This window comes from Amycolatopsis sp. MtRt-6 (assembly GCF_017308975.1).
GTDB lineage: Bacteria > Actinomycetota > Actinomycetes > Mycobacteriales > Pseudonocardiaceae > Amycolatopsis.
Genome location: NZ_JADWPD010000003.1, coordinates 259,489 through 273,700, shown reverse-complemented (window position 1 = coordinate 273,700; position 14,212 = coordinate 259,489). Strand labels below are relative to the sequence as shown.

Annotated in this window: 10 protein-coding genes; 6 read left to right on the top strand and 4 right to left on the bottom strand. The window is 71.3% G+C overall.

Annotated elements, in window-relative coordinates; translation table 11 throughout:
* The first annotated feature begins 245 nt into the window (after positions 1-245).
* From I4Q55_RS07540 to I4Q55_RS07530, 3 genes are all read left to right on the top strand, one after another.
* A complete protein-coding gene (locus tag I4Q55_RS07540; protein ID WP_206785285.1) occupies positions 246-3,296 on the top strand; it encodes a BTAD domain-containing putative transcriptional regulator in 3,051 nt (1,016 codons plus the stop codon).
* Between the two features lie 160 nt (positions 3,297-3,456).
* Positions 3,457-4,899 (top strand): glycoside hydrolase family 19 protein, encoded by a 1,443-nt coding sequence (locus tag I4Q55_RS07535; protein ID WP_206785284.1) that lies wholly within the window; start codon positions 3,457-3,459, stop codon positions 4,897-4,899.
* Positions 4,900-4,926: 27 nt separating this feature from the next.
* On the top strand, positions 4,927-6,306 hold the full coding sequence (locus I4Q55_RS07530; RefSeq protein WP_206785283.1) for a CHAP domain-containing protein: 1,380 nt from the start codon (positions 4,927-4,929) through the stop codon (positions 6,304-6,306).
* A gap of 299 nt (positions 6,307-6,605) precedes the next feature.
* Here the strand turns inward: I4Q55_RS07530 and I4Q55_RS07525 are convergent, their stop codons facing one another.
* A complete protein-coding gene (locus I4Q55_RS07525; RefSeq protein WP_206785282.1) occupies positions 6,606-7,274 on the bottom strand; it encodes a DedA family protein in 669 nt (222 codons plus the stop codon).
* Between the two features lie 108 nt (positions 7,275-7,382).
* Between I4Q55_RS07525 and I4Q55_RS07520 the strand changes: the two genes are divergently transcribed.
* Together I4Q55_RS07520 and I4Q55_RS07515 are read left to right on the top strand one after the other, a co-directional pair.
* On the top strand, positions 7,383-8,495 hold the full coding sequence (locus I4Q55_RS07520) for a histidine kinase (RefSeq protein ID WP_307793148.1): 1,113 nt from the start codon (positions 7,383-7,385) through the stop codon (positions 8,493-8,495).
* Positions 8,486-9,130: a response regulator transcription factor gene (locus tag I4Q55_RS07515; RefSeq protein ID WP_206785281.1), complete on the top strand. Its 645-nt coding sequence runs from the start codon at positions 8,486-8,488 to the stop codon at positions 9,128-9,130. The genes I4Q55_RS07520 and I4Q55_RS07515 overlap by 10 nt, the downstream gene beginning before the upstream one ends.
* Positions 9,131-9,237: 107 nt before the next feature.
* Here the strand turns inward: I4Q55_RS07515 and I4Q55_RS07510 are convergent, their stop codons facing one another.
* Complete coding sequence (locus tag I4Q55_RS07510) at positions 9,238-10,884, bottom strand: DNA repair helicase XPB (RefSeq protein WP_206785280.1); 1,647 nt, start codon at positions 10,882-10,884, stop codon at positions 9,238-9,240.
* An 89-nt stretch (positions 10,885-10,973) separates the two neighbouring features.
* Here I4Q55_RS07510 and I4Q55_RS07505 point away from each other — a divergent pair, with 89 nt between their 5' ends.
* On the top strand, positions 10,974-11,579 hold the full coding sequence (locus tag I4Q55_RS07505) for a hypothetical protein (protein WP_206785279.1): 606 nt from the start codon (positions 10,974-10,976) through the stop codon (positions 11,577-11,579).
* On the opposite strand, the gene I4Q55_RS07500 is transcribed toward I4Q55_RS07505, so the two are convergent.
* Positions 11,576-13,024 carry an FAD-dependent monooxygenase gene (locus I4Q55_RS07500; protein ID WP_206785278.1) on the bottom strand — a complete coding sequence of 483 codons (1,449 nt, stop codon included), beginning with the start codon at positions 13,022-13,024 and terminating at the stop codon, positions 11,576-11,578. The genes I4Q55_RS07505 and I4Q55_RS07500 overlap by 4 nt on opposite strands.
* Positions 13,025-13,082: 58 nt before the next feature.
* Complete coding sequence (locus tag I4Q55_RS07495) at positions 13,083-14,048, bottom strand: ABC transporter substrate-binding protein (RefSeq protein WP_206785277.1); 966 nt, start codon at positions 14,046-14,048, stop codon at positions 13,083-13,085.
* Between the last annotated feature and the right edge of the window lie 164 nt (positions 14,049-14,212).

The following is a 14,212-nucleotide window of genomic DNA, read 5'->3' as shown; positions in this document are numbered from 1 at the left end:
CAGTAGTTCGAGGGACCGACAATTTCCAGCGCTTCGGCCGCTCATCCGTTCGAGTGAATCCGCAAACATGCAGGTCAGAACGGTGGTGGTGAGCATGTGACACAAGATGTTGCTGAGACACGCCACTGCGCCGAAGGGGTGGCACGGCCGACACGGGACGTTCCCGGCGGACCGGTCACCTGTGCGGATCTTGCTTCGCCGGTGATCGGTTGCCAGGCTCTCCGTCGAGGGGCAGAGGGGGATACATGGAGTTCCACGTGCTCGGCCCGGTCGAGGTGGTGGTCGCGGGGAACGCGGCCGGTCTCGGGGGCCCGAAACCGCGCACCCTCCTCGCGCTGCTCGCCGTGAACGCGGGGCACGTGGTCCCCCTGGAGCAGCTGATCGACGCGATCTGGGGCGAAGACCCGCCGGAGCAGGCGCGCGCCGCCGTCTACACCTACGTCTCCACCCTGCGGCGGGCGCTGGGTGACGGCGGTGATCCCGACGTGATCGCGCGCAGCGGTGGCGGCTACCGATTGGCCGTCGACCTCGACCAGGTCGACCTCCACGTCTTCGTGCGGGAAGTGTCGGCCGGCCGTCGTGCGAAGGCGGCCGGGGAAGCCGAGCGGGCCGTCAGCCACCTCCGGCAGGCGCTCGCGGTGTGGCGGGGGACCGCGCTCGGCGGCACGCAGGGCACGTGGGCGGAACACGAACGCGCGCGGCTGGACGAACTGCGCGTTGCCGCGCTGGAAGACCGTGTCGACGTCGAACTGGATACCGGTGCCGGCGAGTCGCTGGTCCCGGAGCTGACCTCGGCCGTCGCCGGGCACCCGCTGCGCGAACGGCTGCGCGCCCAGCTGATGCTCGCCCTGCTCCAGAGCGGTCGCCGGGCCGACGCGCTCGCCTGCTACCAGGACGGCCGGAAGACGCTGCTTGCCGAACTCGGGCTGGAGCCCGGCCCGGTGCTGCTCGCGGCCCACGAACGCGTCCTGCGCGACGAGCCCGGGACGCCGGCGGTCAAGCCCGGGGCCGACCTGCGCGTCCCCGTGCCGAGCCAGCTCCCGTTCGACATCGCCGACTTCACCGGCCGCGCGCACGAAGTGGGGGAGCTGACGAGGTGGCTGTCCGCCGGAGCGGCCACCGGGTCACGGCTGTGCGCGGTCTACGGCAAGCCCGGTGCGGGCAAGAGCACGGTCGCCGCGCACGTCGCGCACCGCGTCCGGGCACAGTTCCCGGACGGCCAGCTCTACGCCTCGCTGCGCGGGGTGCAGGCCGTCCGTGCCGATCCGGCCGAAGTGCTGGCGGGTTTCCTGCGTGCCCTCGGCGTGCCGGAGGCCGACCTCCCCGCGCGCCTCGAGGAGCGGGCCCAGCTCTACCGCACGCTGCTCGCCGACCGGCGCATCCTCGTGGTGCTCGACGACGCGTCCGACGAACGCCAGGTCCGCCCGCTGCTGCCCGGCGGCCACACCTGCGCGGCGCTGGTGACCAGCCGGGAACGCCTCGGCGCGCTCGGCGGCGCGGCGCACCTGCACCTGCCGGTGCTGGACGAGGCCGAGGCGCTGGCCCTCCTGGGCCGGGTCATCGGCGACGACCGGGTCGCGGAGCACCCCGAAGCCGCTCGCGAGCTGGTGCGCCTGTGCGGGAACCTGCCGCTCGCCGTGCGGATCGCCGGCGCGCGGCTCGCGGCCCGGCCGCAGTGGCAGGTCGGCAGGCTCACCGAGCGCCTCCGCGTGCAGCACCGGATCCTGCAGGAGCTCACCCTCGGGGACCTCGAGGTCCGCGGCAGCTTCGCGCTCAGCTACGACGGCCTGGCCGACCGCGAACGGATCGCGTTGCGCCGGCTCGGCCTCCTCGACGTCTCCTCGTTCGGGGCGTGGGCGGTGGCGCCCCTGCTCGGCTGCGACGGCGACGAAGCGGAGGAAGTGGTCGAGCGGCTCGTCGACGCCCAGCTGCTCGACGTGTCCACTGTGGACGACCAGGGTGGCGCGCTGCGGTACCAGATCCACGATCTGACGCGTGCCTTCGCCCGGGAACGCGGGGAGGCGGAGGAGACCGCGGCCGAGATCAGGGCATCGGCCGAGCGGGCCGCCGAGTGCTGGCTCGGGCTGGTCGAGCTCGCCGGCCGCCGGGCGGCGCAGGCGCCCGCCGAGGGCAGCCCGCCGGCTCGCTACCTGACGCCCGCGCAGCTCGACGAGATCCTGGCCGACCCGGAGGCGTGGTTCGACGCGGAGCAGACCGGGCTGGTCGGGGTGGTCGAGCGCGTCAGCGGGCTCGACCTCACCGACGTCGCCACCCGGCTGGCCGCGACGCTGTGCTCGTCGGTGTTCGCCGTGCGCAACCTGTTCGGCCAGTGGTGGCGCACGCACAACGCCGCGCTCGCGGCCGCGCGCCGGACCGGCGACCGCACCGGCGAGGCACGGCTGCTCTCGGGGCTGGGCTGGCTGCGTTACGAGCAGGATCGCTTCGACGAGTCGATCGCCTACCACGAACAAGCCCTCGCCGCCTACGAGCTGGACGGTGACCGGCGCGGGCAGGCCATGAGCCGGCTCGACCTCAGCGTCGTGCAGTGCGAGTACGGCCAGCTCGCCCAGTCGCGGGACTCGCTCGACCTCGCCCTGCCCGAGCTGCGGGAACTGGGCGAGAAGCAGGCGGAAATCCAGGCACTGCACGGACTCGGCCGCGTCCGCACCGAACAGGGCGAGCTCGACGAGGCCCTGGTCGCCGCCGAACTGGCCGTGGCGGGGTACACGGCGATGGGTGACGGGAGCGGCCGCGCGCTCGCCCTGCGTTCGGTGAGCCTCGTGCACCGCGCCGCCGGACGGCTCGCCGAGGCGGCCCGGTGCAGCCAGGAGGCGGTGGACCTGCTGCGGGCGGCCGACGACCCGCTGATGTCCGCCTACGCCGTGCAGGCGCTCGCCAAGGTCCGCATCCGCCAGGGCCGCGGCGACGAGGTGCGCGAGGCGATGCGCACGTGCCTCGCCACCTGCCACGAGATGCAGGACGGGTTCGGGCAGGGACTGATGCTGCGCACCCTCGGGGAACTGGAGCTCGCCGCGGGGCGATTGCTCGACGCGCGGGCCCACCTCGAGCGGTCGGTCCAGTGGTGGGACGCGCTGATGCTCCCGGTGTGGCGAGCGCGCGCCCTGCGGGATCTCGCCACGACGCTCGACGCCCTCGGCGAGACCGCCGGCGCCGAAGCGGCGTGGACCGAAGCGGCGGGCATCTTCCGGCTGCACGGCAGCCGGGAAGCGCGGGAGCCCCGGCCGGTGCTCCGGCTCTCGAAGCCTGCTGAAAGCTCTCCTCCGGTTCCGCGTTGATCAGGACGTTTTCGCTGGTCAGCGACCCAAAACCGGCTTTCAGGTTTCTTTGATCCCGGCGGGAGAAGCTTCTTCCCGTCCCGAGGAGGACACAGGGGACCGGATGCACAGCGCCCCCTCGGGACCAGCGGATCTCCCCACGGTGAAGAAGGGAACAACCATGTCCACGCTCAAGAGGACGCTGGGCCGCGCCGCCACCGCGGTGCTCGTCGCGGGTATCGCCTTCGGTGACCTGCAGACGACCGCGTCGGCCGGGGAACTCCCGCCGGGTGCCGCCCGCGTCGGCGTGCTGGCCGGCGGCAAGCTGCTCGTCAAGGAAGGCAACCTCTACGCCTCCTGGGTCGAAGAGATGAGCGGGGTGACGAAGTTCGAGATCGCCGGTGACCGGATCGGCGTGCTGACCACGGACTCGAAGCTCTTCGTCAAAGAGGGCAACCTGTGGACGGACTGGGTGGAAGAGGCGGGCAACGTCCGCGACTTCCGGCTCGCAGGCAACCGCATCGGCGTGGTGCGCACCGACGGCACCGCCGCGGTCAAGGACGGCACCCTGAGCGCGAACTGGGTCGAGCAGACCAGCGGCGTCAAGGACCTGGAGCTGACCCCGGACCGCGTCGGCGTGGTGTTCGAAAACGGCCTGGCGACGGTCAAGGAGGGCAACCTCTACTCGCCGTGGGTGGACCAGACGGGCGGGGTCGCCGACCTCGAGCTTTCCGCCGACCGGATCGGTGTCCTGCGCACCGACGGGACCGTCGCGGTCAAGGAGTCGAACCTCTGGTCCAACTGGGTCGAGGAAACTTCCGGCGTCAAGCAGCTGGAGCTTTCGGGCAGCCGCATCGGTGTCGTGCTCGACAACGGGCTCGCGACGGTCAAGGAGGGCAACCTCTACGCGTCGTGGGTGAACCAGCTCGCCGGCGCCGCCAACCTGCAGATCGCCGGTGACCGCATCGGCGTGCTGCGCACCGACGGCAGCGTCACCGTCAAGGACGGCGGCCTCTACGGGACGTGGGTCGAGCAGGCCAACGGCGTCCAGCAGCTGGGGCTCGCCGCCGCCGGCGCCACCGCGGGCGGGAGCCAGGTCTCGATGGCCGACATCACCGCCGTGTATGGCGCCACCTACGCCACCGACACCGTCGCGGCCGGGCTGCCGAGCCTCAACGCCGAGATGGCGGCCGGGGGCATCACCACGCCGAGCCGCAAGGCCGCGCTGCTCGCCACGCTCAAGCACGAGAGCGGGTTCCGCTACAACGCCGGCGAAGCGGGCAACTCCGAGCTGTACCGCGGCCGCGGGTTCATCCAGCTGACCGGCGACTTCAACTACCGGTCCGCCGGGAACGCACTCGGGTACGACTTCCTGGGCAACCCGGACGCCGCCGCCACGCTCGACTGGAGCGCCAAGATCGCCCGCTGGTACTGGACCTCCCGCAACATCAACGCCGCGGCGGACAACTACGACATGGGCGCGGTCGGCCGCGCGATCGGCTACTCCTACGCCCTCGACCCGACCGAGTCGCTCAACCGCTGCGCCGACTACAAGAAGGCGCTCGCCTACTTCAACGGCGGCTCGCTGCCCGTCGCCGACGGCGCCATCAACTGCACCCGCTGATCTTCGTTGCCACACAAGGAGAACGTCATGTCGCTCAAGCGGGTCACCGCGACCGTCCTCGCCACCGCCGTCCTCGCCCTGCTGGGCGCCGTCCCCGCCCACGCCGACTCGCGGACCGACGTCCGCGACCTCGCCGCCGCGAACCTGTACAAGCAGACCTGCAGCACGAACAGCCTCGGCGGCGTCGGGTTCATGGACAGCTGCCGGATGCAGTGGGCGTGGTGCGCCGACTTCGTCAGATGGGTGTGGGGCAACCGGAACCTCAACACCGACCGGCTGACGGCCGCCGCGGGCAGTTTCTACCTGTACGGCCAGCAGAAGGGCACGCTGCACACCGATCCCGGGTACGTCCCGCAGGTGGGTGACGCGGTCGTCTTCAACTACCAGGGCAACGGGTACGCCGACCACGTCGCGATGGTGGACACGGTCAACGCCGACGGCACGATCCGCACGATCAACGGCAACTGGGGCAGCGGCGGCCCCGCGACCACCAGCGTCCAGTACGGCTCCGGGCCCGGCCGCGTCGGCCAGTACCTCGCCGGGCAGCAAATCTCCGCGTTCGTGAGCCCGGTCGGCCTGACCGAGCCCGCGAAGCCGGTGACCCCGCGCCTGGGCGTGCTGTTCCAGAACGGCTCGGTGCAGGTGAAGGAAGGCAACCTGTACGCGGGCTGGACGGCGGTGCACGGCGGCGGCATCGCGAAGTCCGAAGTGCACGGTGACATGGTCGGCGTGCTCACCGGCTCGGGTGACCTGTACGTCAAGCAGGGCAACCTGTACCAGGAGTGGTTCCTGCAGGCGAACAACGTCAAGGACTTCGCGCTGGAGTCGTCGACCGGACGCATCGCCGTGCTGCGGACCGACGGCACGGTCGCGGTCAAGGAAGGCGGCCTGCAGGGCGGCTGGGTCGAGGAGACCAACAATGCCAAGGAAGTCGAGCTCTCGGGCGACTACATCGCCGTCGTCGACAACAGCGGGATGGTGTACGCCAAGCAGGGCAACCTGTACGCGGGCTGGGTGAACGAGCTGCCCGGCGCGGCCGACGTCGAACTGGACGCGAGCACCGGCCGCATCGCGGTGGTGCGCACGGACGGCTCGCTGACGGTCAAGGAGGGCGGCCTGTACGGGAGCTGGGTCGAGCAGACGTCGGGCGTGCAGCAGGTCGACCTCTCCGGCGACTACCTGGGTGTCGTGTTCACCAACGGCCTGGCGTCGGTCAAGCAGGGCAACCTGTACGCGGGCTGGATCAACCAGCTTTCGAACGCGGCGAAGATCGAGGTCGACGCCCCGACGGGCCGGGTGGGCGCCCTGCGCACGGACGGGACCCTGACGGTCAAGGACGGTGGCCCGTACGGCAGCTGGGTCGAGCAGACCAGCGGCGTCGGGGACTTCCGGCTCACGAGCTACTGATCGCCGGGTGCAGGGGTGAGGGTCACGCCAAGGAAGCGTGGCCCTCACCCTTTTGCCGTTGGGTGTGGCCGGGCCTGTGGAGTGGCCGGGAGTTGCGTGGGGGCCGTGCGGCCTGACCGGGTGTGAGTTTGCTTCTGTGGTGGGATTTCGGGAAGAGGTGGCGTTCGTCGCTTGTGCCGTGGCTCGGCCGGAGTGCGCGGTTTGGTTGCTGGTGCTGGGAGTGCGGCGCGGGTGACTGTGGTCGCCGGTGCCGGTGCCGGAGTCCGTATCCCTTGCCGTGGCGGGGGTCCGACGTGAGTTCATCGCTCGCTCGCGGGCTGGTGCTTGGCTGTGCGGGTGCGCAGCCGGACCGTCACGAACAGGGCGATTGCCGCCGCCACCGCGGCCAGTACCGCGTACTGGAACACCGATGCGTAGCGGTTGACCACTGACCAGCTCTCGCCCAGCAGATAGCCCGCGACGACGAAGGCCGTGTTCCACAGCAGGCTGCCGGCCGTTGTCAGGGCCAGGAACCGGCCGAAGGCCATGCGTTCCACGCCCGCCGGGAGGGAGATCAGGCTGCGGAAGATCGGCACCATCCGGCCGAGGAACACCGCCTTGCCGCCGTGGCGGGTGAACCAGGCCTCCGTGCGGTCGAAGTCCGACATCTTCATCAGCGGGATGCGGCTCACCAGCGCGCGGGTGCGGTCACGGCCGAGCAAGGCACCCAGCCAGTAGACGATCACCGCGCCGGCCAGGGAACCCAATGTCGTCCAGAACAGTGCGCCGAGGAGCGTGAACGCGCCCCGGCTGGCGGAAAACCCGGCGAGCGGCAGCACGAGCTCGCTCGGGATCGGCGGGAACAGGTTGTCGAGGCCGACGATGATCGCGGCGCCGGGACCGCCGAGCGTGTCGATGAGCCCGACGGCCCAGCCGGCCAGACCGGTCATCGGCTCGGCGGGGGCGGTGGTGGTGAGCAGGAGGTCCATGCCGTCGAATCTAGGAATCAGGGCCGGCCGGCACATTGCGGAACACCACCCGGAAGATTACGGAAAACCGCAATACCCACCCGCTCCCGCCTGGCTAGCCTGGATCGCGTGATCACTTCAGCTGCGCGCATCTCGGCGGGCGTCGGGATCGGCGGGCTCACCGGGCTCGTCGAGGCCGGGTACGTCCTCTTGAGCGCACCCCTGCTCGTCGTTCCCGCGACGCGCCGAGCCGTGCTGCGCGGTGCCCGCCGCCTCGCCGAGCTCGAACGGGCCCGGCTGTGGCAGTTCCAGGGCCAGGTCAACGGCAACGACTACGACGGCGTCCGGGCATTCCAGTACCTGTCCCTGCGCTCGGTCGCCGGCTTGCTCGGGCTGGGCGTCTGGGTGTGTCTCGGTGCCGGTGTGGCGACAGCGGCTGTCTACGCCAAGCAACTGTTCGCCGGGCGCGCTCCCGGCGGCGAAGGTGAGGGAACCGTTCTCGGCTGGCTCCTGATCGCCGTGCTCGCCACGATCGCGACGTTCCTCTGTGGCCAGGGCATGTCCGGCGTCGCCGCGCTGGACCGGACGCTGGCCGATCGGTTCCTCACCCCGAGCTACCGGATACTGGCCGAGCGCCGGATGTCCCACCTTCGCAACACCCGTGCGGAAGTCGTCGAGGCGGTGAACGACGAACGTCGTCGCATCGAGCGCGCCCTGCACGACGGCGTGCAGCAACGGCTGGTCGCACTGGGACTGCTGCTCGGCCGGGCCCGGCGCACGGGGGACGCCGACCTGGTCCGGCAGGCGCACGAGGAAGCACAGACGGCTCTGCGCGAACTGCGCGAGGTTTCCTGGCTCGTGTACCCGATCGCGCTCGACGACGGTCTCGACGCCGCTCTCGAATCCCTCGCCGAACGGGCGACGATCTCGGTCGAGGTGCGGTACTTGGTTGTCATCAGCCCGTCTCTCGAGCTGGCGACTGTCATCTATTTCGTGGCGTCGGAATCCGTCACCAACGCCGCCAAGCACTCCGGTGCCACGCGCATCACGATCGATGTCCGCCTCGTCGGCGGGAAGTACGTCGTGGAGATCACCGATGACGGCTCGGGTGGCGCCGAGATCGGCGTTGCCGGTGGGCTCGGCGGCCTGAGGCGGCGCGTGGCGGCGGCGGACGGAGAGTTCACTGTGGACAGTCCGGACGGTGGTCCGACGGTCGTGCGGGCGGCGCTGCCGTGCGGGTGATCTTGGCCGAGGATTCGACGCTGCTGCGCGAAGGCCTCGTGCGGCTGCTGGCCGAGGAAGGCCATGACGTCGTCGCCGCGGTCGGCGACGGGAAAAGGCTCGTCGAGGCCACCGCGCGGGAGAAGCCCGACGTCGTCGTCACCGACGTGCGGATGCCGCCGACCCACACCGACGAAGGCCTGCGGGCCGCCCTCGAGATCCGGGAGAAGTGGCCGGATACCGGGGTGCTCGTCCTCTCGCAATACGTCGAGAAGCGGTATGCCGCCCAGCTGATCGACGGGGACGGCAGCCGGGTCGGCTACCTGCTGAAGGACCGTGTGGCCCAGGTCGGCGAGTTCCTCGACGCGCTGCAGCGGGTGGCCGAGGGCGGCGCGGCCTTCGACCCGGAGGTGGTACGGCGGCTGGTGGCCCGCACGTCCCACGAAACCGCGCTGAACCGGCTGACGCAGCGCGAGCGGAACGTGCTGGAGAAGATGGCGCAGGGCCACACGAACACGAGCATTTCGCAGTTGCTGTACATCTCGCAGAGCTCGGTCGAGAAGCACGCGAACGCGATCTTCGACAAGCTCGACCTGCCCCAGGCGGCCGGCTACAGCCGCCGGGTGCTCGCCGTCCTGCGCTTCCTCGGCTCATGACCCGCCGATGGGCCGCTGGGGCGGCAGCGGCCAACGTGGCCGATCAGGAGGACTTCACGCCGTTGCCCCTGGCCGCTCATCGGGAACTACGGCGTCGGGAAGCTCGCTCAGAGCGGCCGGAGCAGGTCGTCGGCGTCCACGATGTGGTACGCGTAGCCCTGTTCCGCGAGGAACCGCTGCCGATGGGCCGCGTACTCCGTGTCGACCGTGTCTCGCGAGACGATCGAATAGAAGTGCGCTTGGCGGCCGTCGCCCTTCGGGCGCAGCAACCTGCCCAGTCGCTGGGCCTCCTCCTGGCGGGAGCCGAACGTGCCCGAGATCTGGATCGCCACCGACGCCTCGGGCAGGTCGATCGAGAAGTTCGCGACCTTCGACACCACCAGCGTGCGGATCTCGCCGCGGCGGAACTTGTCGAACAGCTCCTCGCGCTCCTTGTTGCGCGTCGCGCCCTGGATCACCGGGGCGTCCAGCTCGTCGCCGAGCATCTCCAGCTGGTCGAGGTAGGCGCCGATCACCAGCGTCGGCTCGCCGGCGTGTTTGGCCACGATCGACTTGATCACCGGGGTCTTCGTCAGCGCCGTCGCCGCCAGCTTGTACCGCTCGTCGGCCTCGGCCGTGGCGTACTCGAGCCGCTCGGCGTCGGTCAGTGTCACGCGGACCTCGGTGCACTCCGCCGGGGCGATCCAGCCCTGTGCCTCGATGTCGCGCCACGGCACGTCGTAGCGCTTCGGCCCGATCAGCGAGAACACGTCGCCCTCGCGGCCGTCCTCGCGCACCAGCGTCGCGGTCAGGCCGAGCCGGCGCCGCGACTGCAGGTCGGCCGTCATCCGGAACACCGGGGCCGGCAGCAGGTGGACCTCGTCGTAGACGACCAGGCCCCAGTCGCGCGAGTCGAACAGCTCCAGGTGCTTGTACTCGCCCTTGGTCTTGCGGGTGATCACCTGGTAGGTGGCGATGGTGACCGGCCGGATCTCCTTCTTCTCCCCGGAGTACTCGCCGATCTCCTCCTCGGTCAGCGACGTCCGCGCGATCAGCTCGCGCTTCCACTGCCGCCCGGCCACCGTGTTCGTCACCAAGATCAACGTCGTGGCCGCCGCGCGAGCCATCGCCGCCGCGCCGACCATCGTCTTGCCCGCGCCGCACGGCAGCACGACGACGCCGGAACCGCCCGCCCAGAACGCCTCCGCCGCCTGGCGCTGGTAGTCGCGCAGCTGCCAGTCGTCCTCCTCCAGCGCGATCGGGTGGGCCTCGCCGTCGACGTACCCGGCCAGGTCCTCGGCCGGCCAGCCGACCTTCAGCAGCGCCTGCTTCAGCCGCCCGCGCTCGGACGGGTGCACGGCGACGGTGTCGTCGTCGATCCGGGCACCCAGCATCGGGCTGATCTTCTTGTTCCGGACGACCTCGGCCAGCACCGCGCGGTCGGTGGTCGACATGACGAGCCCGTGCGCCGGGTGGTTGGCGATCTGCAGCCGCCCGAACCGGCCCATGACGTCGACGACGTCGATCAGCAGCGGCTGCGGCACCGGGAAGCGCGAGTACGTCGTCAGCGCGTCGACGACCTGCTCGGCGTCGTGGCCCGCGGCGCGCGCGTTCCACAACGCGAGCGGCGTGATCCGGTAGGTGTGCACGTGCTCCGGCGCCCGTTCGAGCTCGGCGAACGGCGCGATGGCGATGCGCGCGTCATCGGCCTGGGGGTTGTCGACCTCCAGGAGCACGGTCTTGTCGGACTGGACGATCAGCGGGCCATCAGTCACAACTACTGTTATACGTGCCTCGCTCCGGCCCGCTCCTTCCGCGGGTCCGCCGGTGGGCCGAGGTGCCGAGGGGATCACTGGAGGGCACGTTGACCACACCGCCGTTCGACGACAACCCGTTCCGGTCGCCGGGCTACCCGCAGCCCGCGCCGCTGCCGCCGGTGCCGGGGCAGCAGCCGATCCCGCACTGGTTCACCCCGAAGGTGCGGATCACGCTGGTCGCGTGCGTCGTCGCCGCGCTGGGCCTGGGCGCGCTGGGCGCGATGGGCATCTCCTGGATCAGCCGCAGCGGCCCGCCGTCGAGCGGCGACTGCCTGTACCTGTCCCGCGAGGGAGGCGGCAAGCTCGCCTACCACCGCGTCGGCTGCGGCGAGGCCACCGCGACCTACCAGGTCGAGAACACCTACCGCGGCGCCATCGCGTGCGCCTCCGGCGACTACGTGCGGTTCCGGCTCAGCTCCGGCCAGACGCTCTGCCTCGCGCTGAACGTCAGCACCGGCGACTGCCTCCGCGACGTCGACGACGAGGCCACGATCGCCAAGGTGAGCTGCGCCGACCCGAAGGCGACGGAACGCGTCGAGGTCCTGACCAAATCTGCTGACGTCAGGGACTGCGAAAACGCCGACGATGTGCTGGTGTACTACGGTCCGCCTTTCCGCGTGGTGTGCCTGGCGCCGCCGGGCGAGAACATCTAGCCGAACCAGCGCCCCAGCTCGGCCGGGTCGACGGCGTACCCGTCGGGCCGCACGAGCAGCAGCCGGCCGCGGTACCCGGGGTCGGCGGTTGCCGCGCGCACGTGGTCGACTTGGCCGGTGAACCCCACCGGTGTGCTGTGGTCGCCGAGGTCGAGCAACACCCCGCGGCCGCCGTGCAGCAGCGCCGAGAGCCGCGTCCGCCCAGCCGCCGTCGTCAGGTCGAGGTCCGGGACCCGCCGCGCGCCCGGGTACTCCAGGCCGAGGCCGGACAGCAGCCCGCTGAAGTACCGGTTGGCGTCTGGCAGCCGCATGAGGTCGATGACGATCTCGCGCAGCGCCTCGACGTTCTCGCCGCGGTCCGGGGCCGTGAACACGCGCTGCGCCGCCGTGTGCCGCAGGACGCGCTCGGCGGCTGGGTGGCGTTCGGCGTGGTAGGTGTCCAGCAGCCCGGACGGCGCCGTCCCGCGGACCGTCGCGGCCAGCTTCCAGCCGAGGTTCATCGCGTCCTGGACGCCGAGGTTGAGCCCCTGCCCGCCGAGCGGCGGGTGGATGTGCGCGGCGTCGCCGGCGAACAGCACCCGGCCGTGCCGGTACTGCTCCAGCTGCCGCGTCGCGTCGTTGAAGCGCGAAGCGCCGTACACCTCGCCCAGTTGCGTCTCGGCGCCGTACAGGGCCGTCAGCGCTTCGGTGACTTCGGTGTCCGACACCGGTGCGTCGCGACCCGGCTGCCGCGTCGTGGAGCCGAAGACGAACCGGTGGCCGCCGTCGCCGAGCGGGGTGAGCATCGACCAGTAGCCGCCGACCTGCCGGGTGACCTGGCTGAAGTGCGCCGCGCGGGCCGGGACCAGCGCGGACGCGGCCGCGAGCCGGATGTGCGCCAGCGTGGCGACGGAGGTCTCGGTGCGGCCGGGGAACGGCACCCCGAGCAGCCGCCGGACCGTGCTGTGCGCCCCGTCACAAGCCACCAGCCAGCGCGCCCGCAGCCCGTCGGTGTCATTCGGGGCTTCGCCCCGAGCCGGGGGCTCCGCCACCCGGACCCCCGGAGAACGGTGGATCGTCACGCCGTCCGCGTCGACGTCGACCGCGGTCACCTCGTGGCCGCGCTCGATGACCGCACCGAGCGCCAGCGCGTGCGTGGCCAGCATGGCCTCGACGTCGTCCTGCGTCCGGTTGAGCACGCGGGGGTGGCGGGTCTGCCAGACGCTGTGGTCGAGCGCGACCGGCAGCCCGGCGAAGTGCCCGCTCGGGCCGTCGACCTGCTGGTCCGCCGGGTTCAGGCCGCGCAGCTCCAGCAGCTCGGCGGTCCGCGGCTGGAGCCCGACCGGCCGCGGCAGGCCCGGCCCGGACCGGCGTTCGAGCACGGTCACGCGCACCCCGGCCAGGGCGAGTTCCGCGGCCAGCAGCAGCCCCGTGGGGCCGGCTCCGGCGATCAGGACGTCGGTCATCGCGCACTCCTCAAGTAGACTGAGTGCAAAAGTAGGCCAAGTTTAGTTTTGGTGGTAGCTAATAACCGGGCTGGCCGGGGAGCAGGCCCTGGACGTCGAGGCGGTTCGCCAGCAGCCCCGAGTTGTGCATGAGGTCGGCGACGCGCTGCAGCCGGATGCCGTTGAGCGACGCCGGGTACGAGCCGAGGGAGATCAGCGCGGCCGTGGTCGCGTCGATGTCGGAGAACTTCGGCAGCGCGTCGCGCACGATCGCCGGGTCCGTCGCGCTCTGCTGGGCCGCGCCCAGCGCGGTGCGGAACGCCGCCAGGGTCCGGGGGTTGGCCTGCGCGAACGGCTTGGCGGCCGTGTAGCCGGAGAGCGGGAAGTCGAGCGTCGAACCGCGGGCGCCGTCGGCCAGGATGTGCGCGCCCAGGTCCTTCTCGGCGCGGGTGATGTACGGCTCGATCATGAGCGCGGCGTCGGCGCTGCCCACCTGCAGGGCCTGCGGCATCCGGTCGAACGGCACCGCGCTGAACTTGATCTTGGCCTCGTCGACGCCCGCGGTGCCCAGCACCGAACGCGCGACGAGCGCGCCGATGTCGTCGAGCATGTTCACCGCGATCTTGGGCGACCGCTTCGCCGTCGGCACGGTGTAGTCCGAGTCGGGCAGCGTGACCAGGGCCATCGTGTTCGGGCCGGAGGTGTAGGCCTCGCCCTGCAGCTGCAACGCCGCTCCGCCGGCCGCGGCGCGGAACATCGCGATGTCGGAGGCGAAGGTGACGTCGAGGTCGCCGGCGGCCAGCTTCGCGAGACCGTCTTCGGCGCCGAGTTCGACGAGCCGCACGGTCAGCCCGGCGGAGCCGAACTTCCCGGCCGCGACGGCGATCCGCAGCGGGGCCGTGTCGATGGGGTTGCCCACACCGACGCGCAGGGTGGTCCGCTCCAGCGGCGGCGGGGCCGCGGGGGCGCCGGAAGAGAACACGCCGCATCCCGCGGTCGCCAGGAACGCCGCTACCAGCGGAATCAACCGTCCGCGTCTCATCATGAACCTTCACCTACCGCGAGAATCTGGTTCTCGTGCTGGATCGTATGGTCCGCGCCCCATACGATCGCGGGCAGGGCCGTATCGTGCCGGCGCGGCTTTCGGATCTTCATGGGGCGGGCTACCGTTCAGTAGGTTCGAGTGTCGTTCGATCCGCGGGTTCCCGC